Genomic DNA, 26,720 nt, shown 5'->3' with positions numbered 1-26,720 from the left:
CGATGCTTATCAAGAACAACAAGACACGGGCGGCGCTGATCGCGCTGTTGGCGCTGGGCAGCGCGGCCGCATGGCCGCGGGTGGCGGATGCCGAAACTGTGCTGCGCATCGGCATGACCGCTGCCGATATTCCGCGCACGCTCGGCCAGCCCGATCAGGGTTTTGAGGGCAACCGCTTCACCGGCCTCACCATGTACGATGCGCTGACCAGCTGGGACCTGTCCTCTGCCGACAAGGCGAGCGTGGTGATCCCCGGCCTTGCCACCGAATGGAAGGTCGACGATGCCGACAAGACCAAATGGACGTTCAAGCTGCGTCCCGGTGTCACCTTTCATGACGGCTCGCCCTTCAACGCCGACGCCGTGGTGTGGAATGTCGAGAAGGTGCTGAAGCAGGATGCGCCGCAATTCGACGCCAGCCAGGTCGGCGTCACGGCCTCGCGCATGCCGACGCTGGCCTCCGCGAAGAAGATCGACGACATGACCGTCGAGCTCACCACCAAGGAGCCCGACAGCTTCCTGCCGATCAACCTCACCAATCTGTTCATGGCGAGCCCTGCGAAGTGGCAGTCCTTCTACGACAAGGCCGAAGGCGCCGACGCCAAGGCGAAATCGCAGGCCGCATGGACCGCCTTCGCCAGGAGCGCCTCGGGCACCGGCCCGTGGAAGATGGCGAGCTTCACCCCGCGCGAGCGGCTCGAACTGGTCAAGAACCCGGACTACTGGAACAAGGCGCGCGTGCCCAAGGTCGACAAGATGGTGCTGCTGCCGATGCCGGAAGCCAACGCGCGCACCGCGGCGCTGCTGTCCGGCCAGGTCGATTGGGTCGAGGCGCCGGCACCGGACGCGCTGCCCGAGCTCAAGCAGCGCGGCTTCAAGCTCTATTCCAACGAGCAGCCGCACGTCTGGCCGTGGCAGTTCTCGCGCGTCGAGGGCTCGCCCTGGAACGACATCCGGGTGCGCAAGGCCGCGAACCTCTGCGTCGACCGCGAAGGCCTCAGGGACGGTCTGCTCGCGGGGCTGATGGTGCCGGCGTCCGGCACCTTCGAGCCCGGCCATCCCTGGCGCGGCAATCCCACCTTCCAGATCAAGTACGACAAGGCGGCTGCGCAAAAGCTGATGCAGGAGGCCGGCTACGGTCCCAACAAGAAGCTGACCGTGAAGACGCAGACCTCGGCGTCCGGCTCGGGCCAGATGCAGCCCTTGCCGATGAACGAGTACCTCCAGCAGGCACTGGCCGAATGCTATTTCGATGTGCAGCTCGACGTCATCGAATGGAATACGCTGTTCACCAACTGGCGCCGCGGCGCCAAGGATCCCAGCGCCAACGGCTCGCACGCGACCAACGTCACCTACGCGGCGATGGACCCGTTCTTCGCGCTGGTGCGCTTCCTGCAGTCGGGCATGGCGCCGCCGGTCTCGAACAATTGGGGCTTCATCAACAACCCCAAATTCGACGAGTTGGTGAAGAAGGCGCGTCAGACCTTCGATCCCGCCGCGCGCGACGCCGCACTCGCCGAATTGCACGCAGCCTCCGTCGATGACGCCGCCTTCCTCTACGTCGCCCATGACGTCGGCCCGCGCGCCATGAGCCCGAAGGTGACAGGCGTCGTGCAGCCGAAGAGCTGGTTCATCGACTTCTCGCCGGTGTCGATCGCGCAGTAAGGTGAGCACGCTCTATCGACGCGTCATGCCCGGGCTTGACCCGGGCATCCACGTCTTTCTTCCGTCATTCCGGGGCGATGCGTAGCATCGAACCCGGAATCTCGAGATTCCGGGTTCACCCTTCGGGTGCCCCGGAATGACGGCGCAAGCGGCGCGTGGATGGCCGGGTCAAGCCCGGCCATGACGATCCGCGAAGTCTACGCACTAACCTGAGTAACCAAACGTGCTCGCCTATACCGCCAGACGCATTGTCTACGTCGTCCCGATCGTCATCAGCGTCGCGCTGGTGTGTTTCCTGCTCGTGCACATCACGCCGGGCGATCCGCTGGTCGCCGTGCTGCCGGCCGACGCGTCGCAGGAGCTCGCAGCGCAGCTGCGTTCCGCCTATGGCTTCGACCGGCCGCTGCCGGTGCAGTTCGGGCTTTGGCTGCTGCGTGCCCTTCACGGCGATCTCGGCAATTCCATCGCCACGGGGCGTCCGGTGCTGGCCGAGGTCATGCGCGCGGTCGGCAACACCGTCACGCTCGCGATTGCCGCCGCCATCATCGGCTTCACCATGGGCGTCCTGCTCGGCCTGATCGCCGGCTATTTCCGCGAGACGTGGGTCGACAAGGTCGCGACCTCCTTTGCCATCGCCGGCGTCTCGGTGCCGCATTACTGGCTCGGCATGCTGCTCGTCATCATCTTCTCGGTCCAGCTGAACTGGCTGCCTGCGGTCGGCGCCGGCCCCAGCGGCTCCAACTCCTGGGCCTGGGATTGGGCGCACCTCAAATATCTCGTGCTACCGGCGATCACGACGTCGGTGATCCCGATGGGCATCGTCACCCGCACCGTGCGCGCGCTCACCGGCGACATCCTCTCGCAGGATTTCGTCGAGGCCTTGCGCGCAAAAGGCCTGCACGAGCGCGGCGTGTTCCGCCACGTCATCAAGAACGCCGCGCCCACCGCCCTCGCGGTAATGGGGCTTCAGTTGGGTTATATGCTCGGCGGCTCGATCTTGATCGAGACCGTGTTCTCCTGGCCGGGCTCGGGCTTCCTGCTCAACTCCGCGATCTTCCAGCGCGACTTGCCGCTGCTGCAGGGCACGATCCTGATCCTGGCGCTGTTCTTCGTCTTCCTCAATCTCCTGGTCGACATCGCCCAAGCCGCGATCGACCCGCGCATCAAGCGGGGCTGACGGATGAGATCGAGCCCAGTCATAGCCGCGAATTCGGTGCGCTCCCTCCCCCGCTTGCGGGGGAGGGCCGGGGAGAGCGTGTCTCCGCTTGCGAGAACCCCCAAGAGGAGAGAACCCTCACCCGGCGCTTCGCGACGACCTCTCCCGCGAGCGGGAGAGGTTAAGGGAGCCCGCGGTTCGCACCGACCACACCCATACGCAACGGGAGCCAGCCGATGAGCGAGCTTCCGTTGACCGCCACCGCCGATGCCGCGCTGCAGGCCGCGCCCGCCACCAAGGCGCGCGGTTATTGGGCGACCGTCGGCCGTCGCATCATGCGCGACAAGGTCAGCATGGCCTGCGCGCTGGTGCTGCTGCTGATCTTCCTCTCCGCGATCCTCGCGCCGTGGCTCGGTCTCGAAGACCCCTACAAGGGCTCGATGATCCGCCGGCTCCGCCACATCGGCACCACAGGCTATCCGCTCGGCACCGACGAGCTCGGCCGCGACATGCTGGCGCGGCTGATCTATGGCGGGCGCCTGTCGCTGGTCATAGGCATCCTGCCCGTGATTCTGGCCTTCTGCATCGGCACCTCGCTCGGCGTCATTGCCGGCTATGTCGGCGGCAAGCTCAATACCGCGATTATGCGCACGGTGGACGTGTTCTACGCCTTCCCGTCGGTGCTGCTGGCGATTGCGATCTCCGGCGCGCTCGGCGCCGGCATCCTCAACTCCATCGTGGCGCTCACCATCGTGTTCGTGCCGCAGATCACCCGCGTCGCCGAGAGCGTCACCACCGGCGTGCGCAACATGGACTTCGTCGAGGCCGCGCGTGCCTCCGGCGCAGGCGCCTTCACCATCATGCGCGTGCATATCCTCGGCAATGTGCTCGGCGCGATCTTCGTCTATGCCACCAGCCTGATCTCGGTCTCGATGATCCTGGCGGCCGGTCTGTCCTTCCTCGGCCTCGGCACCAAGCCGCCGGAGCCGGAATGGGGCCTGATGCTGAACACGCTGCGTACTGCGATCTACGTCAATCCCTGGGTCGCAGCCTTGCCGGGCGCAATGATCTTCGCGGTCTCGATCTGCTTCAATCTCCTTTCGGACGGCCTGCGCAGCGCCATGGACATCAGGAACTGAGCCATGAGCGAGAATGCCTCCGTCGAAATGCTGGAGCCGGTCGAGGACCGCGGCGGGCTCGCGCAGCCGCTGCTGCAGGTCAACGGCCTGACCAAGCACTTTCCGGTGCGCGGCGGCCTGTTCGCCGCCAAGCGCACGGTGCGCGCGGTCGACAACGTCTCCTTCTCCGTCGCCAAGGGCGAGACGGTGGGCATCGTCGGGGAATCCGGCTGCGGCAAGTCCACCACCGCGCGGCTCCTGATGCACCTGATGCCGCGCGATGACGGCGACATCATCTATGACGGCATGTCTGTCGGCCAAACGCTGAGCTTGCGCGAGCTGCGCCGCGGCATGCAGATGGTGTTCCAGGATTCCTACGCCTCGCTCAATCCGCGCCTGACCATCGAGGAATCGATCGCCTTCGGTCCCAAGGTCCACGGCATGGCCGATGGCGCGGCTCGCAATCTGGCGCGGGAGCTGCTCGGCAAGGTCGGCCTGCGCCCCGAAAACTTCGCCAACCGCTATCCGCACGAGATCTCGGGCGGCCAACGCCAGCGCGTCAACATCGCCCGCGCGCTGGCGCTGTCGCCGCGGCTGGTGATCCTGGACGAGGCGGTCTCGGCGCTCGACAAATCCGTCGAGGCGCAGGTGCTCAACCTGCTGGCCGATCTCAAGCGCGAATTCGGCCTCACCTATCTCTTCATCAGCCACGACCTCAACGTCGTCCGCTACATCTCGGACCGCGTGCTGGTGATGTATCTCGGCGAGGTGGTTGAGCTCGGCCCGGTCGACCAGGTCTGGGATCGGCCGGCGCATCCCTATACGCGCGCGCTGCTGGCGGCGATGCCGTCCTCCGACCCTGACAGGCGCACCGAGACGCCGCCGATCACGGGCGACCCGCCCAATCCGATCGATCCGCCGCCGGGCTGCCGCTTCCACACCCGTTGCCCGTTTGCGGAGCCGCTCTGCGCAAATGCGACACCAAAGCTCACCGCGCTGGATAAGATGGGCCACGAGGCCGCGTGCTACACGGCGATACCGGGTTCAGGCCACAGCCGCGCCCCCAGGGGAGACACCGTATGACGAGACCGACACCGAAAGAGATCAAGCCGATCGCGCAAATCGCTGGCGTGCCCGTGGACGACGAGATCGCAACCCGCATCTCCAACGCCATCGGCCCGTCGTTCGAGGGCTTCGCCGCCATCGCCGGTACGCTGCCGTTCGACCTCGAGCCGGCCGGCTATGTTCTCGCGCAGGCGCAGAAGGTGTCGAAATGAGCGGCGAACCCGCATTGCTGACGCTCACCGAGATCGCGCGTGCGATCACGGCGAAGCAGGTGTCGTCGCGCGAAGCCACCCGCGCGCTGCTGCAGCGCATCGGGCAATGGCAGCCGCATCTCAATGCCTTCATGTCGATCGAGGCGGAGGCGGCATTGAAGGCGGCGGATGCCGCCGATGCCGAGCTGGCCAAGGGCAACGTCCGTGGTCCGCTGCACGGCGTGCCGCTCGCGCACAAGGACATGTACTACGACGCCGGTCACGTTGCGACCTGCGGCTCGCTGATCCGGCGCGACTTCGTGCCGACGGTCACCTCCACGGCCTTGCAGCGGCTGAAGGACGCCGGCCAGGTCCGGCTCGGCACGCTGCATCTCGCCGAATTCGCCTATGGCCCGACCGGGCACAACGCCCATTACGGGCCGGTGCGCAATCCCTGGAACGTCGCGCACATCACCGGCGGGTCCTCGTCCGGCTCCGGCTCGGCGGTTGCCGCGCGCCTGACCTATGCGGCGCTCGGCTCGGACACTGGCGGCTCGATCCGCATGCCCGCGCATTTCTGTGGCGTCACGGGGCTCAAGACCACGGTCGGCCGCGTCAGCCGCGCCGGCGCAATGCCGCTGTCGCAATCGCTCGACACCGTCGGCCCGCTGGCCCGCACTGCCGAGGATTGCGCGCTATTGCTGGCGCTGATGGCCGGCCCCGATCCCGCCGATTCGACCTGCAGCCACGAGCCGCTCGCGGACTACGTCGCAGCCACCAAGGCTTCGCTGAGGGGTCTCAAGATCGGCGTGCCCGCCTCGTTCTATGTCGACGATCTCGACAGCGAGGTCGCGCGCGTGCTGGACGAGACCATCGCGGTGCTCAAGCGCGAGGGCGCCGACATCGTCAAGGTCGAGCTGCCGGACCAGCGGCAATTGTCCTCGGCCAGCCAGCTCGTGCTCGCCGCGGAAGCTGCCGCCTTCCACAAGCGCTGGTTGATCGAGCGTCCGCAGGACTACGGCCCGCAGGTCTTGATGCGGCTTCAGAACGGCCTTGCCGTTCCCGCCATCACCTACCTCGAGGCGATGCGCTGGCGCGGGCCTGCGCTCGCGGCCCACAATGCCGCGACCGCAGGCGTCGATGCGGTGATCGCGCCGGCGTCCCCGGTGCCGGCACCGACCATCGAGGAGAGCGACGTCGGCGGCGGTCCGAACGCACCGGCCATGGTGCAGCGGCTGACGCTGTTCACCCGCCCGGTGAATTTTCTGGGTCTGCCATCACTGACCATTCCATCGGGGTTCACCACGAACGGCCTTCCTGTCGGCATGCAGCTGATCGGCCGCTCCTTCGACGAAGCCACCCTGCTGACGATCGGCGCCGCGTTCCAGCGCGCCACCGATTATCACGACCGATTGCCGAAGCTGCCGTCATGACAAATCTCGTCGAGATCTCAGGCCTCAACATCCGCTTCACCGGCGAGCGCACGGTCTATGCCGTGAACGATCTCAGCCTCTCGCTCGGCAACAGCGAGGTGCTGGGCCTGCTCGGCGAGTCCGGTTCGGGCAAGAGCGTGACCTTGCGTGCCTTGATGCGGCTATTGCCGAAGAAGCGCACGCAGATTTCGGGCACGGTCAACGTCATGGGACAGGACGTGCTGGCCATGAACGACGAGCAGCTGTCGTCGTTCCGCGGCCAGACCGTCTCGATGATCTTCCAGGAGCCGGCGCTTGCGCTCGATCCGGTCTACACGATCGGCGCGCAGATCGCCGAAAGCGTGGTGCGGCATGAAGGCAAGAGTTTTGCGGAAGGGCGCGCAAGGGCGCTGGAGATGCTCGAGGTCGTGCGCATTCCCTCGGCCAAGCGCCGGCTGGATGCCTATCCGCACGAAATGTCTGGCGGCATGCGCCAGCGCGCCATGATTGCGCTCGCGCTGGCCTGTCGTCCCAAGATCCTGCTGGCGGACGAGCCGACCACGGCGCTCGATGCCACCGTGCAGATCCAGATCCTGCTCTTGCTGCGGGAGCTGCAGCGCGAGTTCGGCATGTCCGTCATCTTTGTCACCCACGACATCGGTGTCGCCATCGAGATCTGCGACCGCGTCGCGGTGATGTATGCCGGCCAGATCGTGGAGCAGGGGACCTTGCGCGACATCGTCCGCTCGCCGGTGCATCCCTATGCCAAGGGCCTGCTCGCCTCCACCATCCACGGCGCCAAGCGGGGCCAGCGGCTGGAGACCATCCCCGGCACGCCGCCGTCGCTGGCCGAGAAGCCGCACAATTGCTCTTTTGCTCCCCGCTGCAAGCTGACCGAGCCGCGCTGCCTGGAGCAATTGCCCGCGAATGTCGAGGTCGGACCGGGCAGGGCGGCGAGGTGCGTCCTGGCGGAGCCGGCCGCCGTGGTGTCATAGTTCGCATGAATTGAGCCGGGCTGAGCTAGCCTCCAGCATTCACACCCCGTTCATTCCGGTTCCCGTTCCATGGCGCCGTTCACGGAGAGGGACCTCACTGATGTACATTTCCAACGAAGGCCTGCTCGTCATCCTGTTCGTCGGTCTCGTCGCCGGCTGGCTGGCCGGCAAGATCGTGCGGGGCGCCGGGTTCGGTCTGATCGGCGACATCGTGATCGGCATCTGCGGTGCGCTGGTGGCGAGCCTGCTGTTTCCAAAGCTCGGCATCCGCCTCGGCACCGGCTTGATCTCCGAGATCGTCTATTCCGCAATCGGCGCCGTCATCCTGCTGCTGGTGGTGCGCCTGGTGCGCGGCGGGGGCCGGCTCTAGCCCCTGCACTCGGCTAAAGAGGAACTTGGGCCGCACTTTTCGCGGAAGCGGCTGAAAGCCTGCAAGAAAAAGCCGCAAGCCTGTGGAATTCCGGGCTTGCGCTGAAGGCTGTCGGGGGTAGATGTGGCCCCTGAGGCCTCGGATTAAATTTGGCCGCGTTGGACGGGCGCGAAAACAGATGTTAATCCGAGCCGGGTACTCCTTGAATCGCCTTTGAAATCAGGGCTTTGCCCGTTAGCCGAAAGAGATCAGACTGATGGCAGCCATCCCTGGCGTCCGCCGTTCAGAGCTCGGTGACGCCTTGCGCGCTTGTCGCACGGCCTTCATCGGCGTCGGCCTGATGAGCTGCATGATCAACCTGCTCTATCTGACCGGGTCGATCTTCATGCTGGAGGTCTATGACCGGGTGCTGCCGAGCCGCAGCATCCCGACCCTGGTTGGCCTGATCATCCTCGCCAGCTTCCTCTACATGGCGCAGGGCGTGCTCGACATGATCCGCAACCGCATCCTGGGGCGGATCGGCACCGCGCTCGACGAGGCCCTCAACAAGCGCGTGTTCGATACCATCGTGCGCCTGCCGCTGCTGGTCGGCAGCCGCAACGAGGGCCTGCAGCCGCTGCGCGATCTCGACAATGTCCGCTCCTTCCTCGGCGGCATGGGCCCGAGCGCGTTCTTCGATCTGCCCTGGTTGCCGCTCTATCTCGCCATATGCTTCGCCTTCCATGTGTTGATCGGCGTCACCGCGCTGGTCGGCGCCATCATCCTGGTCGGGCTGACGCTGGTCACCGAGTTCATGTCCCGCCAGCCGGCGAAGGAGGCGATGGGCCTCGCCGCCCAGCGCAACGATCTCGCCCAGACCAGCCGCCGCAACGCCGAAGTGATGGTGTCGATGGGGATGGCCGGCCGGATGAACCAGCGCTGGAGCGAGGCCAACGAAAAATACCTCGCCGGCAATCAGCGGGCGAGCGACGTCGCCGGCGGTCTCGGCGCGGTCGCAAAGGTGCTGCGGATGATGCTGCAATCGGCCGTGCTCGCGGTCGGCGCCTATCTCGTCATCCACCAGGAGGCGACCGCCGGCATCATCATCGCCGGCTCGATCCTCTCCGCCCGCGCGCTCGCGCCGGTCGATCTTGCCATCGCGCATTGGAAATCCTTCGTCGCGGCGCGCCAGAGCTGGCAGCGCCTGACGCGCCTGCTGGAGCAGATGCCGGCGCAGGCGATGCCGACCCAGTTGCAGGCGCCGACCAGCCGGCTCTCGGTCGAAGGCGTCGCCATGGTGCCGCCCGGCGATCAGCGGCTCGTGGTGCAGGATGTCACCTTCGCGCTGGCCGCCGGCAACGGCCTCGGCGTCATCGGCCCCAGCGGCTCCGGCAAGTCGTCGCTGATCCGCGCGCTGGTCGGGGTCTGGCAGCCGGTGCGCGGCAAGGTGCGGCTCGACGGCGCGGCACTCGATCAATGGACGAGCGACGCGCTCGGCCGCCATATCGGCTATCTGCCGCAGGACGTCGAATTGTTCGGCGGCACCATCGCGCAGAACATCAGCCGGTTCGATCCCGACGCCACCTCCGAGGCGATCATCGCCGCGGCCAAGGAGGCCGGCGTGCACGAGATGATCATCAAGATGCGCGAGGGCTACAACACGCAAGTGGGCGAGCAGGGCGCCGCGCTCTCCGCGGGCCAGGCCCAGCGCGTGGCGCTGGCGCGCGCGCTCTACGGCAACCCCTTCCTGATCGTGCTCGACGAGCCCAATTCCAATCTCGACACCGAAGGCGACGAGGCGCTGACCCGCGCCGTCCGCTCGGCACGCGAGCGCGGTGCCATTGTCGTCGTGGTGGCGCACCGCCCGATCGGCGTCGAGGCGGTCGACCAGATCCTGGTGCTGCGCGACGGCCGCATGCAGGCCTTCGGCCCCAAGGAGCAGGTGCTCGCCCAGGTGCTGCAGCCGCGCGTCACGCCGCCGGCGCCGATCAAGATCGTCAGCGAAGGCGGAGTGGCCAAACCATGAGCACGAAGCCATGAGCACGATGGCGATCGGCGGCCCCAAGGCGGCCGCGAAGACCGTACGCGACTCCATCAGGTTCCACCTGATGCTCGGCCTCGCCATCGTGATGGTCCTGGTCGTCGGTCTCGGCGGCTGGGCCTCGACCGTCCTGATCTCGGGCGCGCTGATCGCGCCGGGCCAGATCGTGGTCGAATCCAACGTCAAGAAGGTGCAGCATCCGACCGGCGGCGTGGTCGGCGAGGTGCGCGCCCGCGACGGCGACCTGGTCAGGTCCGGCGACATCGTCGTCCGGCTCGACGACACCGTCACCAAGGCCAATCTTGCCATCGTCACCAAGAATCTCGATGCGGCACAGGTGCGTGCGGCGCGATTGCAGGCCGAGCAGCGCGGTCTCGACCGAATCGAGTTCCCGCAAAGTCTCATCGAGCGGGCGGGCGATCCCGACGTCAAGGCGCTGCTCGCGGCTGAAACCAAGCTGTTCGAGGTCCGCGTCCACGGCCGCACCGGGCAGAAGGCGCAGCTGCGCGAGCGCATCACGCAGCTCAACGAGGAGATCGCCGGTCTCAGCGCCCAGGAAAAGGCCAAGGACCAGGAGATCGCGCTGGTGCTGAACGAGCTCACCGGCGTGCGCGAGCTCTACGAGAAGCGTCTGGTGCAAATCTCGCGCCTGACCCAGCTCGAGCGCGACTCCGCCCGTCTCAACGGCGAGCGCGCGCAGTACGTCGCCGCGCGCGCCCAGGCCAAGGGCAAGATCACCGAGACCGAGCTCCAGATCATCCAGATCGACAAGGACGTGGTCAGCGAGGTCTCCAAGGACCTGCGCGAGACCAACGACAAGATCGGCGAGCTGATCGAGCGCAAGGTCGCGGCCGAAGACCAGCTCCGCCGCGTCGACATCCGCGCGCCGCAGGATGGCATGGTGCTGCAATCGACGGTGCACACGATCGGCGGCGTCGTCACCGCCGGCGATACCCTGATGCTGATCGTGCCGCAGGCCGACGATCTCCAGGTCGAGGCCAAGGTCAATCCGGTCGACATCGACAAGCTCCAGATCGGCCAGAAGACGCTGCTGCGCCTGTCCGCATTCAACCAGCGCACCACGCCCGAGCTCAACGGCCTTGTCAGCCGCGTCTCTCCCGACGTCACCACCGACCAGCGCACCGGCCAGAGCTACTACACCATCCGCGTCTCGATGCCGCCGGAAGAGATCGCCAGGCTCGGCGACGTCAAGATGATCCCCGGCATGCCGGTGGAAGCCTTCGTCCAGACCGGCGACCGCACCATGCTGTCCTATCTGATGAAGCCGTTCCACGACCAGCTGATGCGGGCGTTCCGCGAGAAGTGACGCGCGACAGCGCGTCGTCTTCAATGACGATTTGGCTGTCAGGTCTCGTAGGGTGGGCAAAGGCGCTATGCGCCGTGCCCACCATTCTTCGTGCGAAGAGATGGTGGGCACGCTTCCGCCTTCGCTCTACGAGCTACGGCGGACAAGTCGCTTTGCCCACCCTACGGCACCGCCTTCTTTGCTATAGTTCGACTCGAGCCCCAGCAACACGGCGGTCGAACCATGCAATCTCCTCCCTCCATCGCCACCCAATCCTTCACCGACGCGGACCTCGCCGTTGCACGCCTCGAGGAAATCTACGAGCGCAACACGAAGTTCCTGCGCGACCGGTTCGAGGCCTATGTTGGCGGCGAAGCGATCACGACGCGGGTTCGCGCCTACTATCCCTTCGTCCGTATCACCACCGCGACGCATGCGCGGCTGGATTCGCGTCTTGCTTACGGCTTCGTCGCCGGACCCGGCGTGCATGAAACCAGCGTGACGCGGCCGGATCTGTTCCGCAGCTATCTCACCGAGCAGATCGGCCTCTTGATCCAGAACCACGGCGTGCCCGTCGAGATCGGCGAGTCAGCCGAGCCGATCCCGATCCACTTCGCCTATCGGCGCGACATCAATATCGAAGCCGCCATCACCACCAGCGAGAATTCGCCCGTCACACGCTCGCTGCGCGATGCGTTCGACGTGCCCGTTCTCGCGACGATGGACGATTCGATCGCCGACGGCACCTTCGAGCTCCAGCCGGGCGCGCCGGAGCCGCTGTCCCTGTTCCGTGCAGCCCGCGTCGATTACTCGCTGCGCCGGCTCTATCACTACACCGGCACCGATCCCGAATATTTCCAGAACTTCGTGATTTTCACCAACTACCAGTTCTATGTCGACGCCTTCGCGCAAGCGTGCCAGCAGCGGCTGCAGTCCGGCGAGGCCGGCCTCGATGCTTTCGTCGGGCCCGGCAACGTCATCATGCAGAGCGGCGGCGCCATCAGCGGCACCGCGCCGGCTCGCGCACCGCAGATGCCGGCCTTCCACCTGGTCGTGTCAGGCTATCGCGGCATCACGTTGATCAACATCGGCACCGGTCCTTCCAATGCGCGCAACGTCACCGACCACGTCGCGGTGCTGCGGCCGCATGCCTGGCTGATGCTCGGCCATTGCGCGGGCCTGCGCAACACGCAGCGCCTCGGCGACTACGTGCTCGCGCACGGCTATGTGCGCGAGGATCACGTGCTCGACCGCGAGCTGCCGCTGTGGGTGCCGATCCCGGCGCTGGCCGAGATGCAGGTCGCGCTCGAGCAGGCGGTCGAGGACGTCACCGGGCTCGAAGGCTTCGAGCTCAAGCGCCTGATGCGCACCGGCACGGTCGCGAGCGTCGACAACCGCAATTGGGAAATTTCCGGGCCCGAGGTGATCCGCCGGCTGTCGCAGTCGCGCGCGGTCGCGCTCGACATGGAATCGGCCGCGATCGCCGCCAACGGCTATCGCTTCCGCGTTCCCTACGGCACGCTGCTGTGCGTCTCCGACAAGCCGCTGCATGGCGAGATCAAGCTCGCGGGCATGGCCAGCGAATTCTACCGCCGCCGCGTCGGTCAGCATCTCGAGATCGGCCTGAAGGCGCTGGAGCGGCTCAAGCAGCAGGAATCGGAACGGCTGCATTCGCGCAAGCTCCGCAGCTTTGCCGAAGTGGCGTTCCAGTAGGACCGAAGCCGCACTTTGCTGCTGACAAGCGCAGCGATTTTCAGCATTGTCCGGCCCGGGGGCTCGACCGGGACGACTTGATGCCGCTCATGCGCCACAAGATCATTGGCCATGATCTGGAAAGGCTGGCCTTTCGCTTCACCATGCTGAACGACGGCGAGGTCGTGCAGTGCCAGATCAGCGACGCCGCGATGGACGAGCTCGCGGGCATGCAGGGCACCGAAAGCAGCGCACGGCAGGCGCAATTCCTGTCGTTGCGCGAGACCATCGAGCGGATCGCGTCCGATCTCTACGACGAAGCGCCTCGGTTTCAGGGGTACGTGGTGCGGATCTTCATGCGGCATTTGGGAGGGTAGGGCGCGATACTCTCTGCCGTCATTCCCAGCGAAGGCGGGGAATCCAGTACGCCGCGGCGTCTCGGTTCGATCACTGCCGTCTCGGAGTTTCGATCACTGCCGTCTAGGAGTACTGAATCGCCCGGTCGAGGCCGGGCGATGACAGTGGTGTTGGTGGCGAGAAGATCCCAATTCGCTGACGAGCCTCACCCCTCGAGCTTCCTCAACAACAGCTTCAGCGCCGTCGCCGCAAAAGCCTGCATGTTGCCGAACCGGTCATCGCTTCCGGTCTCCAGCGTCATCACCTCCACGGCCGGTCCTGCAACCGCCATGCAGCTGTGGCCGGCGGCGTCGCCGTAGCGATTGCCGGTGGGGCCGGCGGCGCCGGTCTCGGACAGGCCCCAGTCGCTGTCGAAGCGCGTTCGCATCTGCTCGGCCAGCAATTGCGCATAGGGCTCGGACGAGGACCGAAAGCCCTTCATTCCTTCGTCCGAAATATCCATCAGGACGCGCCTGGCATCGCGCGTATAGACCACCGCGCCGCCGAGGAAATAGGCGGATGCGCCCGGCACCGCGAGCAGGCTGGCCGCGATCAGGCCGCCGGCGGAGGATTCGGCGACCGCAATGGTCTGTTTGCGCGCGATCAGTCTGGCGGCGACCTGTTCCGCAATGCCGACGAGCTCTTTCATGTCCTAACCCCATTCCTTCGCAACCGAGCTCAGCCTTCCTAGCATATGACAGGACGCTTGGCCGAGTTGCGGGCGGCGGGCAGGCCTGCTTGAATGCTGGGTACAAGAAGAGACATGCGAGGAAACGTGAGAAGGGAGACGTGATGGCGTCCCTGATCGCCGGCGGCATCGATTGCGACGTGCATCCGGCCGTGCCGCATCTGACCAGCCTGCTGCCCTACCTGAACGATTACTGGCGCGATCAGGTGACGACGCGCGGCATGGTCGACCTTGTCTCGCAATCCTATCCGCAGAACTCCCCGATCACCGCGCGGCCGGACTGGCGCCCCGAGACCGGCAAGCCCGGCGAGAGTCTGGCGGACATGCAGCGTCACGTGCTCGATCCCTTCCAGCTCAAGCATGCCATCTGCAATCCGCTCTACGGCGTGCAGATGGTGTTTTCGGAAGACATGCAGGCGGCCTTCTGCCGCGCGCTGAACGATTGGCTCGTGAAGGAATGGCTCGATCGCGACGCGCGGCTGCGCGGCTCCATCGTTATCCCCACGCAAAGCGTCGAGAAAGCGGTGGCCGAGATCGAGCGATGCGCGCACGACAAGCGCTTCGTGCAGGTGCTGATGCTGGTGATGGGCGACACGCCGCTCGGCAAGCGCGCGCTGTGGCCGATCTACGAGGCCGCGGAACGTCTGGAACTTGCGGTCGGCATCCACGCCGGTTCCGCCTATCACAATCCGCCGACCGCCGTGGGCTGGGGGTCCTATCACATCGAGGATTATGTCGGTCAGGCCCAGGCGTTCCAGACCCAGCTCACCAGCCTGATCGTCGAGGGCGTGTTCGCCAAATATCCGCAGCTGAAAATGGTGATGCTGGAGTCGGGCGTGTCCTGGATCGCGCCCTATCTCTGGCGCCTGCACAAGTTCTGGCGCGGGGTACGGATGGAGACGCCGTGGGTCGATCGCGCGCCGCTGGAGATTGTGCGCAGCAACATCCGCTTCTCGTTACAGCCATTTGATGCGCCGCCGGAACCCGAGACATTAATTCGCCTGTTTGATCATATGCAGTCGGATGAATTGGTCCTATTCTCCACGGACTATCCGCACTGGCAGTTCGACGGCCAGGACGCGCTGCCCGAAGGTCTGTCCCCCGATCTCGTGCGCAAGATCATGATCGACAATCCGCATGCAACCTATCCCCGCCTGAAATGAGCCCGCTGCCAAAGGAGGCAAGGCGATGAATATCCAGTTCCGCGAGAACCAAGAAGCTGCTTCCCCACTGACCGTCAAAACCGCAATTGCGGACTGCGACATCCATCCGGCGCGCACGACCCACACCGAACTCTACCCCTACCTCGCCAAACGCTGGCAGCATCATCTCGAGGTTTACGGCGTCCATGCCTATCAGGGCATGATGGAAGGCCCACCCTATCCGAAGGCCCAGCCCAACGCCTCGCGCCGCGATGCTTATCCGCCGGAGGGCGGCCCGCAGGGCTCCTCACTCGCCTTCATGCAGAAGCAGCTGCTCGATCCCAACAACGTGCAGCTGGGCGTGCTCAATCCGCTCAACACCGGGCAGGGCATCCGCAATCACGAGCTCTCGGCCGCGCTGTGCTCGGCCATCAACGATTGGCAGATCGACAAATGGACCTCTAAGGACAAGCGGCTGAAGGCCTCCATCGTCGTCGGCAATGAGGACGGGCCGTCGGCTGCGGCCGAGATCCGCGAGCGTGCCGGGGACAAGAACTTCGTGCAGGTGCTCTTGCTCAGCCGCAATGTCGAGCCGCTCGGCCAGCGCCGCTATTGGCCGATCTACCAAGCTGCGGAAGAGGCCGGCCTTCCTGTCGGCGTGCACGCCTTCGGCTTCGGCGGCAATCCGATCACGCCCTCGGGCTGGCCGTCCTATTACATCGAGGAGATGGTCGGGCATTCGCAGTGCCAGCAATCGGCGCTGGCGAGCCTGGTTTTGGAGGGCGTGTTCGAGCGCTTCCCGAAATTGAAGATGGTGATGATCGAGGCCGGCTTCGGCTGGGCGCCGTCACTGGCATGGCGGCTCGACAAGGCCTGGCAGCGGCTCAGGAGCGAGGTGCCGCATGTAAAACGGCCGCCGTCGGAATATATCCGCGAGCAGGTGTGGTGGACGACGCAGCCGATGGAGGATCCTGAAAGGCGCGAGGATCTGTTCGACGTCATCAAATGGATCGGCTGGGACAAGCTGCTGTTCGCGACCGATTATCCGCATTGGGACTATGACGAGCCGTCGCGCGTGCTGCCGGCCGGCGTCAGCGAGGCCGACCGCGAGGCGTTCTATCTCGGTAATGCGAAGAAGCTGTACGGCGTTTCCTGATGGCAAGATCCTGATGGCAAGACACGTCATCGCGCCGGTCGACGAGCTTCCGCCCGGCACGCGAAAATTCCTGGAGATCGACGGGCGGCCGATCGCGGTCTTCAACATCAAGGGCGAATATTTCGGCCTGATGAACCGCTGCCCGCATCAGGGTGCGGCGCTGTGCGAGGGGCCGTTGATCGGCCTCGCCCAGTCGCGCAATCCCGGCGAGATCGAATATACCAAGCTGGGTGAGATCATCCGCTGCCCCTGGCACGGCTGGGAGTTCGACATCCGCACCGGCCAATCCTATTGCGACCCCCGCCGCTTCCGCGTGAAAGCCTATCCCGCCCATGTCGAGCCGGGCGCCAGCGTAGTGAAGGGACCGTATGTCGCCGAGACGATTCCGGTCAGAATCGAGAGCGACTACGTGGTGGTGGAGCTGTAGGCGCGCCTCTTTACCCTCCCCTGGAGGGGGAGGGTCGATCGCGCGAAGCGCGAGCGGGGTGGGGTGATCTCTCCACTCGGGCACTGTTGGATGTGGGGAGACCGTCACCCCACCCCGCTACGCATTCCGCTTCGCTGCATGCGTAGCGACCCTCCCCCTCCAGGGGAGGGTGAAGGGGGGGCGACACAGTCAGCGCCTTTCCGGAGGAGGTTGCTGATTTCAGCTTTTATTCTGCGCCGCCGCGAGCACCCATTGCCGGAACGCAGCCAGCTTCGGCGCCTCCCGGCGGCCTTCCGGCGCGACCAGGTAAAATCCGGCGTCCGCCGGCAGCGCGATCTTGAAGGGGACCACGAGGCGGCCCTTGGCGATGTCGTCCTGCACGTAGGAGGTCCGTCCCATCGCGACGCCAATGCCGTCGATGGCGGCCTGGATGGTCATGAAGATCATGTCGAAGGTGATGCCCGGATGCCGCGCGATGTCGGCGGGCAGGCCCGCCGCGGTCAGCCACAGCCGCCAATCGTCGCTGTTGGTGTTTGATGTGTGCAGCAGCGGATGGTTGCGCAGGTCCTCGGGCCGGCGCAGCGGCTTGTCGCCGCGCAGCAGCGACGGGCTGCACACCGGAAACAGCTCGTCCGCCATCAGCCAGTCGGCGCGCAGGCCGGGCCATTGGCCGCGGCCATAGCGGATCGCGGCATCGACATTGTCGCGCTGGAAATCGACGAGGCTGGTCGAGGTGGTGATGCGCACGTCGATGCCGGGATGCTGCTCCTGGAAATCGGTCAGCCGCGGCAGCAGCCACTTGGCCGCGAGCGAGGCCAGCGTCGACACCGTCAGCACCTTGTCGTCGTCCTTGCGCAGCAGACGGTCGGTGGCGAGGCGCAAATCGTTGAAGGCGGCGCGGACGCCCGGCAAATAGTCGCGCGCCTCCGGCGTCAGCGCCAGCGCGCGGTTCTGCCGGATGAACAGGCGGATGCCGAGCTCCTCCTCCAGCCTGCGGATCTGATGGCTGATCGCGGTCTGGGTCACGTTCAGCTCGCTGGCCGCGAGCGTGAAGCTGAGATGGCGCGCGGCGGCCTCGAACGCCCGCAATCCGTTCAGGGAGGGCAATCTGGCAGTCATGTGGCAGCAGGATGCATGACGTTATTTCATGCGAAAGGGTACAAATTGTCGTTTGTCGCGGCGCAGCAGAAGGCAGATATTAGCGGTCAATCTAGCTCCAGGAGCTTAAAATGTCCACATTGACCGACAATTCGATGACAAATCATCATGCGCACGGCTTCCTCTACCAGATCGGCGAGGTCCTTCATGTCTGGCACGAGCGCTACCGGACCCGGCGCGAGCTGACGCACTGGACCGCCCGCGACCTCCACGACGTCGGGCTGTCCTGGTCCGACATTGCCTACGAGGCCGAGAAACCCTTCTGGCGGGCCTGACAGGCCGCCAGGCCGGCGCCGCCTGAGCACAGGGGCGCCGGCGGTCCCCTTTCCGCAGGGCATGTGTCATGAGCTCGCTTCGCCTCGAAGACCTCAAGCAATATTCGGACGTGCTGCGCACAAGGCACGGCGAGCGGCTCAATGTCCGCTTCGTCGAGCCGCGCGACACCGATGAGCTGCAGCACTATTTCCGTTCGCTCTCGACCCGCTCCCGCTACAACCGCTTTTTCGGCGCGATCAGCGAATTGCCGAAGGGCCTGTTGCACGATTTCCTCGAGGTCGGCGAGCGCGATCGCTTCACCATCGTGGCGACCATGATGGTCGACGGCTTCGAGACCATCGTGGCCGAAGCCCGCTATGCCTTCCATGCCGAGACCGCGACGCTCGAATTCGGCCTCTCGGTCGATGACCGCTGGCAGGGCCAGGGCATCGCTACCGCGCTCATGAAGAACCTCGAATGCCGCGCGGCCGCGCTTCGAGCCGAGCACATCTACGGCGACACGTTGCGCGCCAACGAGACCATGGTCTCGCTCGCGCGCAAATCCGGCTTCACGTTCGTCAACCATCCTGATGACTGGAAGCTGGTGCGCTTCGACAAGGAGATCAACCTCGCGCCGCAAGACATCCCCTGTGCGAGCTGGCGCCTCGCCGCCCTTTCCCGTCAGGCCGACAGCCCCTCAGCCTCGGCCTGACATGACTGCAGCCCGGCCTGGTTATCCAGAGCCGGGCATTTTTTTGCGCCGCTTACTTCCCCGTAAACACCGCCTTGCGCTTGTCGATGAAGGCCTGCACCGCCTCCTTGTGGTCGGCGGTCGTGGTGAGGCGGACCAGCCGCTCGGCTTCGTGGTCGCGCGCGGTTTCGAAATCGAACAGCAGGGCCTCGTCGAGATTGTCCTTCATGTAGCGCAGCGCGAGGCGCGGGCCTTCGGCAAGCGATTTGGCCAGCGCGAACGCCTCGGCTTGCAGCTTGTCGTCGGGCACGACGCGGTTGACGAGGCCGATCGCTTCGGCGCGCGCGGCATCGACGCGGTCGCCGGTGAACATCAATTCGCGCGCCCGCGCGGTGCCGACGAGGCGCGTCAGCAGCCAGGCGATGCCATAATCGCCTGAGAGCGCGATGCGGGCATAGCCGGTGGCGACGAAGGCGGATTGCGCGGCGATGCGGATGTCGCAGGCCATGGCGATGGCGAGCCCGGCGCCGACCGCAGGGCCGGGGAGCGCGGCAATCGTCGGCTTGCGCACCGACACCAGCGCGCCGGTGAGCAGCCGCTGCCGCTCCTGCAGGTCGGCGACCTTGTCGTCAAAGGACATGTCGAGCTTGGCCTTGTCGCGATGCGCGCCCATGCCCTTGACGTTGCCGCCGGCGCAGAAGGCTTCGCCAGCGCCGGTCAGCAGCAGCGCGCCGACATCGGGATTCTCGCCGCAGCTCCGGATCATCGTGCGCAGCGCCGGCGTCAGCGCGTCCGACAGCGAGTTGCGCGCCTCGGGCCGGTTCAGCGTGATGACGGCGACGCGGTCGCGGATCGTGCAGAGGAGCTCATTGGTGCCGGTGTCGATGGTGGTTTCGCTGTTCATTGTTCCTCCGGGCTCTCGTAGGGTGGGCAAAGCGGAGCGTGCCCACCATTTCCTTTTCGTGTCTGGGGTGGCGGGCACGGCGCTAGGCGCCTTTGCCCACCCTACGGCAGTGTGCCTTCAAAACCGCTCCACCCAGGGCCGCAGCTCGAGCTCCCAGCTCCAGGCGCTGCGCGGCTGCTGCAGCACGTTCCAATAGCTCAGCGCGATCGCATCGGGATCGAGCATCGAATCCGGCTTGTCCGCCGGATCCGTCCGCGCGGCGCTCCTGATGCCGCCGTCGATGACGAAATGCGCGACATGGATGCCCTGCGGCGAGAGTTCGCGCGCCATGCTCTGCGCAAGTCCGCGCAGCGCGAACTTGCCCATGGCGAACGGAGCGGACTGCGCATAGCCCTTGACGCTGGCGGAGGCGCCGGTGAACAGGATCGCGCCGTGCTGGTTCGGCAGCATGCGCTTGGCGGCCTGCTGCGCCACCAGGAAGCCGCCATAGGCGCTGACCGCAATCGCCTGCGCGACGTCGGCGGGCACGAGATCGACGAACGGCCCGCGCGTGCGGCCGGAGGCGTTGTAGACGACGAGGTCGGGCGTGCCGATCTCGCGCTCGACGAGGCCGAACAGCCGCTCTACCTCGTCCGGCTCGGTCGCGTTGCAGGCATAGGCCCTGGCTCCGGTCTCGGTGCAGAGCGCGCCAAGCTTCTCGATCTTGCGTGCGGCGAGCGCGACGCGGATGCCCTGCGCCGCCAGCAGGCGCGCCAGCGATGCGCTGAGGCCTTCGCCGGCACCGACGATGAGGGCGATCCTGTATTTCGGGTGTTCCATGGCGTGATCTCTCGGAAGAAGGGAGCCGTTGATCTATGCATGGTCCGTGCGGACAACCAGCCGGGCGATCACAATTCCGCAGGGCGAATTGCTCCCTCGCGGCGATCATGCCGCCCTGACATTTTGCGGCTTTATCGCTGTCCGCGACTGGAGCATGATCGACATCATCCAAAGCGGCAAGCGCAAAGAATTGCCGTCGGACGGAAACGAAGAGGACGATCATGCCCGGACCGGTCACAGCGCAGCCAGAAGATGTCGCGGCCGCACCCTCCGGCCTGCTGGCGCCCGATACGTCCGGCATGAATTTCTACCGCGCCGATCCCGCGCTCACGGACCTCTTGCGCATTCATCTGCCCGAGAATCTGTTCCGTCACATCGAGCCGCATCTCGACCGCCTCGGTGAGCTCGCCGGCGGCCGTCTCGACGAATGCGCGCGGCTCGCCGACCGCCACACGCCCATCCTGCACCAGCGCGACAAGTTCGGCCGCGACGTGCAGTGGATCGAATATCACCCGGCCTATCGCGAGCTGGAGAACGCCGCGTTCGGCCAGTTCGGCATCCACGCGCTGTCGAACGCCAAGGGCATCATGGGCTGGCCGGACAAATACCCCGTTGTCGCCAAGCACGCCTTCACCTTCCTGTTCAACCAGACCGAATTCGGCATGGGCTGCCCGATCAACGTCACCGACGGCTGCGCCAAGCTCCTGGCGAATTTCGGCAGCGAGGCGCTGAAGGCGAAGTATCTGGACGGCCTGACCTCGACCGACATGAGCAAGCTGACCCAGGGCGGCCAGTTCATGACAGAGAAGGAAGGCGGCTCCGATGTCGGCACGCTGACGACGCGCGCGGTGCAGGAGGGCGACCATTGGCGCCTCACTGGCGAGAAATGGTTCTGCTCGAATGCCGATGCGAAAGTCGTGATGCTGCTGGCACGCCCCGAAGGCGCCGGCCCCGGCACGCGCGGCGTCGGCCTGTTCCTGATGCCGCGCTTCCTCGACGACGGCACGCAGAACCATTACCGGATCGTGCGCCTCAAGGACAAGCTCGGCACGCGCTCGATGGCCTCGGGCGAGATCAAGCTCGAAGGCGCGATCGCCTACGCCGTCGGCAAGCTCGACCGTGGGTTCGTGCAGATGGCCGAGATGGTGAACTCCTCACGGCTCTCCAACGGCGTCAAGTCCACTGCGCTAATGCGCCGCGCCTATCATGACGCGATGACGGTGGCGAAGAGCCGCGTGGTGTTCGGCCAGCGCATCATCGATCTGCCGCTGGGACGGCGGCAGATGCTGAAGATCATGCTGCCGGTGGAGCAGGGTCTGTCGATGAGCTTCCTCACGGCTGATGCCCTCGACCGTGCCGAGGCCGGCAGCCAGGACGCCGCGGCGCTGCTGCGCATTCTCACCCCGACGCTGAAATTCCGCGCCACGCGCGATGCGCGCAAGGTCTGCGGCGATGCGCTCGAGATGCGCGGCGGCATCGGCTATATCGAGGAATTCGCCACCCCCCGCCTGCTGCGCGATGCGCATCTCGGCTCGGTCTGGGAAGGCACCGGCAACATTGTCGCGATCGATGCGCTCCGCCGCGCGGTCGGCCGCCACGGCGCGGAATCCGCGCTCGCGGCCGATCTGCACGCCCGGCTCGGCGACAGCGGCTCGGTGCCGCAGGCCTGGCGCGATCATCTGCGCGGCCTCACCGACCGCGCCGTCGGCTTCGCACGCGAAGTCGCGGGCAAGTCCGAGAACGAGGCCGATGCGCGGCGCGCCACCAGCCTGCTCTATCACGTCGCGAGCTCCGTCGCGCTCGCCTGGGAGGCGCATCGCATCCACGAGATGCGCGGCGATGCGCGCCGGCTGCTGCTGTCGCGCCTCGTGATCGACCATCGCGTAACGCCGAGCGATCCGTTCCGGCTGACGGAAAATGCAGCTCAGGCGAAGATCGCCGAGCTGCTGCTCGGTGATCGCGCCGCCGGCATGAGCGAGGTTGGCGAACTGGTTCTGGCGGCGTAGGCTGCGCGACTGCGATCAAACAAAAAACGCGACAGGGAGTGTTCGATGAAGGCCGCCGTCCTCTATGAAGTCAACCAGCCGCTTGTCATCGAGGACATCAGCCTGCCGAAGCCCGGCCCGCGCGAGGTGCTGATCCGCACCGCGGTTGCCGGGCTCTGCCACTCCGATCTGCATTTCATGGAAGGGCTCTATCCGCATCCGCTGCCTGCGGTCCTCGGGCACGAATCCGCCGGCGTGGTCGAGCAGGTCGGCTCCGACGTCACCTACGTCAAGCCGGGCGACCACGTCGTGACGTGTCTGTCCGTCTTCTGCGGCACCTGCGACAATTGCACCACCGGCCGCACCGTGCTCTGCACCGACGCGACGGTGAAGATGCTGCCGGGCGTCTCCAACCGCATGCAATGGTCGAAGTCGGAGAAGCTGCACCAATTCCTCAATCTCTCCTCCTTTGCCGAGCAGATGCTGGTGCACGAAAACGCCATCGTGAAGATCCGCAAGGACATGCCGCTCGATCTCGCCGCGCTGATCGGCTGCGGCGTCATTACCGGCTATGGCGCGGTGGTGAACACGGCGAAGGTGACCGCGGGCGAGACCGTGGCCGTGATCGGCTGCGGCGGCGTCGGCATGGCCGCGATCAACGGCGCGCAGATCGCCGGCGCCGGCCGCATCATCGCCATCGACACCAATCCCGCAAAACTCCAGCTCGCGACCAAGCTGGGCGCGACGGACATCATCAATCCGGGCGACGGCGATGTCGTGAAGCAGGTCCGCGACCTCACCAATGGCGGCGTGCATCATTCCTTCGAGGTGCTCGGCCGCAAGGAGACCGCCGAGCAGGCTTTTGCGATGCTCGCCTCCGGCGGCACCGCCACCATCGTCGGCATGATCCCGTTCGGCCAGAAGATCGAGCTGCACGGCTTCGACTTCCTGCGCGAGCGCAAGATCCAGGGCTCCTCGATGGGCTCGAACCATTTTCGGGTGGACATGCCGCGCCTGGTCGATTTCTACCTGCGCGGCCGGCTGCATCTGGAGGACTGGATCTCGGCCAAGCTGAAGCTCTCCGAGATCAACGAGGGCTTTGCCAACATGAAAGCGGGCAAGACGCTGCGCAGTGTGATCGTGTTCGACAGTTGATTCCAGAATCGCTGTTTTCGCTCCGTCATTGCGAGGAGCTCGCGACAAAATTGCGAAGCAATTTTGCGCTGATGCGACGAAGCAATCCAGGAGTCTTCGCGGAGATAGTCTGGATTGCTTCGCTTCGCTCGCAATGACGAAGGAATCAATCATCGAACATCTTCGGAGGCACGAAGCCGCCGAACTCCCGCTCGATCAGCTCGGCGAGCTTGAGCGGCGTCCTGTCTTCGAGGAAGGGACCGACGATCTGAGCGCCGACGGGCAGGCCGTCTTTCGACAGGCCGATCGGAACGGCCGTCGCCGGCAGGCCGGGAAGCGTTGCGATGCCCGGCCAAGCGAGCTGGTCGGAATAGGGGTACTCCCTGCCGTCGATGCTGATCGTTCGCAGGCGCTGCTCCGGCGAATGATCGTGCGGAAAAGCCGGCGTCGGCATGATCGGGCAGATCACCGCGTCGAAGCTCCCGAACAACGCCCGCCATTGCGCGCGCAGGGCGGCGCGGGTCCCCGCATCGAGCACCCAGGCACGGTGGCTCGCGGTGATGCCGCGCAGTCGCTCCGCGCCGAGGCTGGTGTCCTCCGGCGAGAGATTACTCGCCCGTGCCTGCGCATCCGCCAGCTCGTCGGGAGGCAGGAACGCGCCGAGGAAGCCCAGCAGCATGCGCATGTAAAGCCGGGACGTCTCCGCGAAGTCCGGCAGCAGCGCGCTCTCTCGTCCGACGGTGACGCCGGTCTTCGCAAGATCGGTTGCGAGCTTGTCGATCGCGCCGCGGACGTCCCGGTCGCTCGGCAGCAGGGGATGGCTGTCGATCACCAGGACGCGAAAATCCCGCAGCGATTGATGCCGCGCGGCCGGCAAATCGAGCTTGTAGGCGATGCCGGAATCGAGCGGATCGGGCCCCGCCATGACGTCGAGCAGCAAGGACAGATCCGCCGCATTGCGCGCCATCGGCCCGATGACGGCGAGGTCCCCCTCGCGCGGAATGGCCGGAAACGGCGGCGGGGTCTCGCCGCGCGCCGCGCAGAGATTGAGGGTCGGCTTGTGCGCGAACACGCCGCAATGAAATGCCGGCACACGCAGGGAGCCGCCGATGTCCGAGCCGGTGGCGAGCGCGCAATAGCCGGCGGCGAGGGCTGCCGCCGATCCTCCGGACGAACCGCCCGGCGTGCGGCCGAGATCGTAGGGATTGTTGGTGGTGCCGTAAATGTCGTTGTAGCTCTGCCAGTCGCCGAGGCCGATCGGCACGTTGGTCTTGCCGAGGATCACGCCGCCAGCCTGCCTGATGCGGGCCACCGCCAGGGCGTCTTCGACGGGCTTGAAATCCTTCTGCGGCACGAATCCCCAGGTCGTCGGCAGGCCGGCGATGTTGAACGATTCCTTGATCGTCGTGGGCAGGCCGAGCAGCGGCTTGCGCTCGCCGCGCGCCAGCGCCGCATCCGCTTCGCGCGCCGCAGCGAGCGCGCGATCGAAGTCGCGCACGCACACCGCGTTGATCCTGCCGTCGTGCCGTTCGATGCGCGCGATCGCCTCCTGCGTGAGCTCGACCGCCGAGACCTTCTTCGCACGCAACGCGGCCGCCAATTCGACCGCACCCTTGAAACTCCATTCCGATCCGGCCACGGCTCTTCTCCCGCTCTGGTTGTTGGAGGATGATCGCAGTCTGGCTGAATCTCGCAACGGCTGTTTGATGGAGATTGTGGTTCCCCGTCAATTCAGGCCATGCCTGCCCTGGCGAGGAACGCGAGCAGCAACCGGCTCACCGCGGCCGGCTGTTCCTGCTGGACCCAATGGCCGGCGCCATCGACGAGATGGCAGCCGAGCATCTTCGTGCACGCGCTGCGCTGCATCGCCTCGAATACGCCGTGTCGCTGATAAGTGCCCCAATCCTGCTTGCCTGAAATGAAGCAGGAGGGCACGTCGATGCTGCGGCCGGCAAACAATTGCATCTCGTTGTTGAGCATGCCCGACGTGCCGTAGCGGTACCATTGCAGCCCGCCCTGAAATCCGGTGCGGCTGTATTCGGCGCTGTAATAGGCAAGGTCGCTGTCCGGCAGCCATTGGTTGGCGGCGATCGCGGCCGGCGAGGGCATCTCCTTCGCGACCGTCTCGGCCATGGTCTCATGCAAGTCCATGACGTAATAGGTCGGCAGCTTCGCCAGCTCCTGCGCCGACCATGCTTGCAGCGGAGAGGGCTTGTTGTCGATCCAGTCCGCGCTCTTGTGATGATAATAGGCACGCAGGAAATCATGCACGCCCTGCGGGGCCTGCTGCATGTCGGCATTGGCTTCGCGTGTCGAATAGTACCATTGATAGTGCTTGCGCGGCCGCGGCAGGGCGGCGAGCTCACGATGCACGGGGTCTCCCACCGCCGGCTTCGCCGGATTGTCGACAGTGCCGAACGGCAGCGGCGGCGGACCGCCGAACGGCGCGCTCATCATCGTCACCGAACGAAACACGTCGGGCCGGATCAAGGCGCACCAGGCTGCGACCGGGCTGCCGAAGTCGTGCCCGACCACATCGACCTGCCTGTAGCCGAACGCCGACACCAGCCCGAGCGCATCGCGTACTAGATTCAAGAGCGAGAACGGCGCGAGAGGGCCATCATAGTCCGCGCTCCATCCCGTGGTGCGCCCATAGCCGCGCTGGTCCGGCGCGATCACGTGGTAGCCGGCTGCGGCAAGCGCCGGCATCACCTTGCGCCAGGAGAAGGCGAGCTCGGGAAAGCCGTGCAGCAAGAGGATACAGGGCCGTCCCTTGGTCTCGAAACCGGCCTCCAGCACATGCATCCGCAAGCCGTTGATGCCATCGACGTAACGCGAGCGGATGCCGGCGGGGAGGGGAATGTCGGGGAGTGCGGTCATGTTGTTTCCTCCTTACCCTCCCCGGGAGGGGGAGGGTCGATCGCGCGAAGCGCGAGCGGGGTGGGGTGATCTCTCAACTCGGGCAGTGTTGAACGT

Annotated in this window: 25 protein-coding genes; 19 read left to right on the top strand and 6 right to left on the bottom strand. The window is 65.9% G+C overall.

Translation table 11 applies throughout. The features are described 5' to 3' along the window. The first annotated feature begins 2 nt into the window (after positions 1-2). The 12 genes from AC24YW_RS08920 to AC24YW_RS08865 all read left to right on the top strand — a co-directional run bounded on the left by AC24YW_RS08920 (position 3) and on the right by AC24YW_RS08865 (position 13,366). Positions 3-1,664, top strand: coding sequence for an ABC transporter substrate-binding protein (locus AC24YW_RS08920; RefSeq protein ID WP_487482368.1), 1,662 nt, complete (start codon positions 3-5; stop codon positions 1,662-1,664). Between the two features lie 223 nt (positions 1,665-1,887). After that, positions 1,888-2,841: an ABC transporter permease gene (locus AC24YW_RS08915; protein WP_487482367.1), complete on the top strand. Its 954-nt coding sequence runs from the start codon at positions 1,888-1,890 to the stop codon at positions 2,839-2,841. A gap of 215 nt (positions 2,842-3,056) precedes the next feature. After that, positions 3,057-3,959 (top strand): ABC transporter permease, encoded by a 903-nt coding sequence (locus AC24YW_RS08910; protein ID WP_487482366.1) that lies wholly within the window; start codon positions 3,057-3,059, stop codon positions 3,957-3,959. 3 nt (positions 3,960-3,962) lie between these two features. After that, positions 3,963-5,021 carry an ABC transporter ATP-binding protein gene (locus tag AC24YW_RS08905; RefSeq protein ID WP_487482365.1) on the top strand — a complete coding sequence of 353 codons (1,059 nt, stop codon included), beginning with the start codon at positions 3,963-3,965 and terminating at the stop codon, positions 5,019-5,021. Continuing rightward, the gene (locus AC24YW_RS08900; RefSeq protein WP_487482364.1) at positions 5,018-5,215 is read left to right on the top strand and encodes a hypothetical protein; all 198 of its coding nucleotides are present in this window, start codon (positions 5,018-5,020) and stop codon (positions 5,213-5,215) included. Before AC24YW_RS08905 ends, AC24YW_RS08900 begins: the two co-directional genes overlap by 4 nt. Next, positions 5,212-6,627 carry an amidase gene (locus tag AC24YW_RS08895; protein WP_487482363.1) on the top strand — a complete coding sequence of 472 codons (1,416 nt, stop codon included), beginning with the start codon at positions 5,212-5,214 and terminating at the stop codon, positions 6,625-6,627. Before AC24YW_RS08900 ends, AC24YW_RS08895 begins: the two co-directional genes overlap by 4 nt. Further along, positions 6,624-7,601: an ABC transporter ATP-binding protein gene (locus AC24YW_RS08890; RefSeq protein ID WP_487482362.1), complete on the top strand. Its 978-nt coding sequence runs from the start codon at positions 6,624-6,626 to the stop codon at positions 7,599-7,601. Before AC24YW_RS08895 ends, AC24YW_RS08890 begins: the two co-directional genes overlap by 4 nt. A gap of 100 nt (positions 7,602-7,701) precedes the next feature. Next, a complete protein-coding gene (locus AC24YW_RS08885; RefSeq protein WP_487482361.1) occupies positions 7,702-7,971 on the top strand; it encodes a GlsB/YeaQ/YmgE family stress response membrane protein in 270 nt (89 codons plus the stop codon). Between the two features lie 256 nt (positions 7,972-8,227). Beyond that, a complete protein-coding gene (locus tag AC24YW_RS08880) occupies positions 8,228-9,976 on the top strand; it encodes a type I secretion system permease/ATPase (protein ID WP_487482360.1) in 1,749 nt (582 codons plus the stop codon). Positions 9,977-9,986: 10 nt separating this feature from the next. After that, the gene (locus AC24YW_RS08875) at positions 9,987-11,318 is read left to right on the top strand and encodes an HlyD family type I secretion periplasmic adaptor subunit (protein ID WP_487482359.1); all 1,332 of its coding nucleotides are present in this window, start codon (positions 9,987-9,989) and stop codon (positions 11,316-11,318) included. A 222-nt stretch (positions 11,319-11,540) separates the two neighbouring features. Then, positions 11,541-13,010, top strand: a complete 1,470-nt coding sequence (locus AC24YW_RS08870) for an AMP nucleosidase (RefSeq protein WP_487482358.1) — start codon at positions 11,541-11,543, stop codon at positions 13,008-13,010. Between the two features lie 80 nt (positions 13,011-13,090). Then, positions 13,091-13,366 (top strand): DUF1488 family protein, encoded by a 276-nt coding sequence (locus AC24YW_RS08865; RefSeq protein WP_487482357.1) that lies wholly within the window; start codon positions 13,091-13,093, stop codon positions 13,364-13,366. Positions 13,367-13,551: 185 nt separating this feature from the next. On the opposite strand, the gene AC24YW_RS08860 is transcribed toward AC24YW_RS08865, so the two are convergent. After that, positions 13,552-14,034: a CinA family protein gene (locus AC24YW_RS08860; RefSeq protein WP_487482356.1), complete on the bottom strand. Its 483-nt coding sequence runs from the start codon at positions 14,032-14,034 to the stop codon at positions 13,552-13,554. Positions 14,035-14,177: 143 nt separating this feature from the next. On the opposite strand from AC24YW_RS08860, the gene AC24YW_RS08855 reads away from it, so the two are divergent. Genes AC24YW_RS08855 through AC24YW_RS08845 form a run of 3 tightly spaced genes read left to right on the top strand, consistent with a single transcriptional unit; the run spans position 14,178 to position 16,798 of the window. Beyond that, positions 14,178-15,236, top strand: a complete 1,059-nt coding sequence (locus AC24YW_RS08855; RefSeq protein ID WP_487482355.1) for an amidohydrolase family protein — start codon at positions 14,178-14,180, stop codon at positions 15,234-15,236. A gap of 25 nt (positions 15,237-15,261) precedes the next feature. Continuing rightward, the gene (locus tag AC24YW_RS08850; RefSeq protein ID WP_487482354.1) at positions 15,262-16,371 is read left to right on the top strand and encodes an amidohydrolase family protein; all 1,110 of its coding nucleotides are present in this window, start codon (positions 15,262-15,264) and stop codon (positions 16,369-16,371) included. Positions 16,372-16,384: 13 nt separating this feature from the next. Next, complete coding sequence (locus tag AC24YW_RS08845) at positions 16,385-16,798, top strand: Rieske (2Fe-2S) protein (protein WP_487482353.1); 414 nt, start codon at positions 16,385-16,387, stop codon at positions 16,796-16,798. 219 nt (positions 16,799-17,017) lie between these two features. Here the strand turns inward: AC24YW_RS08845 and AC24YW_RS08840 are convergent, their stop codons facing one another. Then, complete coding sequence (locus AC24YW_RS08840; protein WP_487482352.1) at positions 17,018-17,917, bottom strand: transcriptional regulator GcvA; 900 nt, start codon at positions 17,915-17,917, stop codon at positions 17,018-17,020. 110 nt (positions 17,918-18,027) lie between these two features. Between AC24YW_RS08840 and AC24YW_RS08835 the strand changes: the two genes are divergently transcribed. Together AC24YW_RS08835 and AC24YW_RS08830 are read left to right on the top strand one after the other, a co-directional pair. Next, positions 18,028-18,231 carry a DUF1127 domain-containing protein gene (locus tag AC24YW_RS08835; RefSeq protein WP_487482351.1) on the top strand — a complete coding sequence of 68 codons (204 nt, stop codon included), beginning with the start codon at positions 18,028-18,030 and terminating at the stop codon, positions 18,229-18,231. A gap of 68 nt (positions 18,232-18,299) precedes the next feature. Then, positions 18,300-18,923 carry an N-acetyltransferase family protein gene (locus AC24YW_RS08830; protein ID WP_487482350.1) on the top strand — a complete coding sequence of 208 codons (624 nt, stop codon included), beginning with the start codon at positions 18,300-18,302 and terminating at the stop codon, positions 18,921-18,923. Positions 18,924-18,975: 52 nt separating this feature from the next. On the opposite strand, the gene AC24YW_RS08825 is transcribed toward AC24YW_RS08830, so the two are convergent. Both AC24YW_RS08825 and AC24YW_RS08820 read right to left on the bottom strand, forming a co-directional pair. Then, positions 18,976-19,806 carry an enoyl-CoA hydratase gene (locus AC24YW_RS08825; RefSeq protein WP_487482349.1) on the bottom strand — a complete coding sequence of 277 codons (831 nt, stop codon included), beginning with the start codon at positions 19,804-19,806 and terminating at the stop codon, positions 18,976-18,978. Between the two features lie 117 nt (positions 19,807-19,923). Further along, entirely contained in the window at positions 19,924-20,625 is a 702-nt protein-coding gene (locus AC24YW_RS08820; protein WP_487482348.1) for an SDR family NAD(P)-dependent oxidoreductase, read from the bottom strand. A gap of 221 nt (positions 20,626-20,846) precedes the next feature. Between AC24YW_RS08820 and AC24YW_RS08815 the strand changes: the two genes are divergently transcribed. Then, entirely contained in the window at positions 20,847-22,631 is a 1,785-nt protein-coding gene (locus AC24YW_RS08815) for an acyl-CoA dehydrogenase family protein (RefSeq protein WP_487482347.1), read from the top strand. Positions 22,632-22,676: 45 nt separating this feature from the next. Then, a complete protein-coding gene (locus AC24YW_RS08810; RefSeq protein WP_487482346.1) occupies positions 22,677-23,765 on the top strand; it encodes a Zn-dependent alcohol dehydrogenase in 1,089 nt (362 codons plus the stop codon). Between the two features lie 145 nt (positions 23,766-23,910). On the opposite strand, the gene AC24YW_RS08805 is transcribed toward AC24YW_RS08810, so the two are convergent. Beyond that, positions 23,911-25,383 (bottom strand): amidase, encoded by a 1,473-nt coding sequence (locus AC24YW_RS08805; RefSeq protein ID WP_487482345.1) that lies wholly within the window; start codon positions 25,381-25,383, stop codon positions 23,911-23,913. A gap of 92 nt (positions 25,384-25,475) precedes the next feature. Next, positions 25,476-26,624, bottom strand: a complete 1,149-nt coding sequence (locus AC24YW_RS08800; protein ID WP_487482344.1) for an alpha/beta hydrolase — start codon at positions 26,622-26,624, stop codon at positions 25,476-25,478. Between the last annotated feature and the right edge of the window lie 96 nt (positions 26,625-26,720).

Source organism: Bradyrhizobium sp. USDA3516, from assembly GCF_057651995.1.
Note: the sequence above shows the minus strand (reverse complement) of the source record. Positions and strands in the feature narration are given on the sequence as shown.

Bases quoted from the DNA above. Each gene is read 5' to 3' on its own strand.
- AC24YW_RS08825 (WP_487482349.1), bottom strand. From the start codon at position 19,806: ATGAACAGCGAAACCACCATCGACACCGGCACCAATGAGCTCCTCTGC.
- AC24YW_RS08815 (WP_487482347.1), top strand. From the start codon at position 20,847: ATGCCCGGACCGGTCACAGCGCAGCCAGAAGATGTCGCGGCCGCACCC.
- AC24YW_RS08865 (WP_487482357.1), top strand. From the start codon at position 13,091: ATGCCGCTCATGCGCCACAAGATCATTGGCCATGATCTGGAAAGGCTG.
- AC24YW_RS08870 (WP_487482358.1), top strand. From the start codon at position 11,541: ATGCAATCTCCTCCCTCCATCGCCACCCAATCCTTCACCGACGCGGAC.
- AC24YW_RS08875 (WP_487482359.1), top strand. From the start codon at position 9,987: ATGAGCACGATGGCGATCGGCGGCCCCAAGGCGGCCGCGAAGACCGTA.
- AC24YW_RS08835 (WP_487482351.1), top strand. From the start codon at position 18,028: ATGTCCACATTGACCGACAATTCGATGACAAATCATCATGCGCACGGC.
- AC24YW_RS08830 (WP_487482350.1), top strand. From the start codon at position 18,300: ATGAGCTCGCTTCGCCTCGAAGACCTCAAGCAATATTCGGACGTGCTG.
- AC24YW_RS08840 (WP_487482352.1), bottom strand. From the start codon at position 17,917: ATGACTGCCAGATTGCCCTCCCTGAACGGATTGCGGGCGTTCGAGGCC.
- AC24YW_RS08895 (WP_487482363.1), top strand. From the start codon at position 5,212: ATGAGCGGCGAACCCGCATTGCTGACGCTCACCGAGATCGCGCGTGCG.
- AC24YW_RS08860 (WP_487482356.1), bottom strand. From the start codon at position 14,034: ATGAAAGAGCTCGTCGGCATTGCGGAACAGGTCGCCGCCAGACTGATC.
- AC24YW_RS08880 (WP_487482360.1), top strand. From the start codon at position 8,228: ATGGCAGCCATCCCTGGCGTCCGCCGTTCAGAGCTCGGTGACGCCTTG.
- AC24YW_RS08855 (WP_487482355.1), top strand. From the start codon at position 14,178: ATGGCGTCCCTGATCGCCGGCGGCATCGATTGCGACGTGCATCCGGCC.
- AC24YW_RS08820 (WP_487482348.1), bottom strand. From the start codon at position 20,625: ATGGAACACCCGAAATACAGGATCGCCCTCATCGTCGGTGCCGGCGAA.
- AC24YW_RS08845 (WP_487482353.1), top strand. From the start codon at position 16,385: ATGGCAAGACACGTCATCGCGCCGGTCGACGAGCTTCCGCCCGGCACG.
- AC24YW_RS08850 (WP_487482354.1), top strand. From the start codon at position 15,262: ATGAATATCCAGTTCCGCGAGAACCAAGAAGCTGCTTCCCCACTGACC.
- AC24YW_RS08905 (WP_487482365.1), top strand. From the start codon at position 3,963: ATGAGCGAGAATGCCTCCGTCGAAATGCTGGAGCCGGTCGAGGACCGC.
- AC24YW_RS08885 (WP_487482361.1), top strand. From the start codon at position 7,702: ATGTACATTTCCAACGAAGGCCTGCTCGTCATCCTGTTCGTCGGTCTC.
- AC24YW_RS08800 (WP_487482344.1), bottom strand. From the start codon at position 26,624: ATGACCGCACTCCCCGACATTCCCCTCCCCGCCGGCATCCGCTCGCGT.
- AC24YW_RS08900 (WP_487482364.1), top strand. From the start codon at position 5,018: ATGACGAGACCGACACCGAAAGAGATCAAGCCGATCGCGCAAATCGCT.
- AC24YW_RS08810 (WP_487482346.1), top strand. From the start codon at position 22,677: ATGAAGGCCGCCGTCCTCTATGAAGTCAACCAGCCGCTTGTCATCGAG.
- AC24YW_RS08920 (WP_487482368.1), top strand. From the start codon at position 3: ATGCTTATCAAGAACAACAAGACACGGGCGGCGCTGATCGCGCTGTTG.
- AC24YW_RS08890 (WP_487482362.1), top strand. From the start codon at position 6,624: ATGACAAATCTCGTCGAGATCTCAGGCCTCAACATCCGCTTCACCGGC.
- AC24YW_RS08910 (WP_487482366.1), top strand. From the start codon at position 3,057: ATGAGCGAGCTTCCGTTGACCGCCACCGCCGATGCCGCGCTGCAGGCC.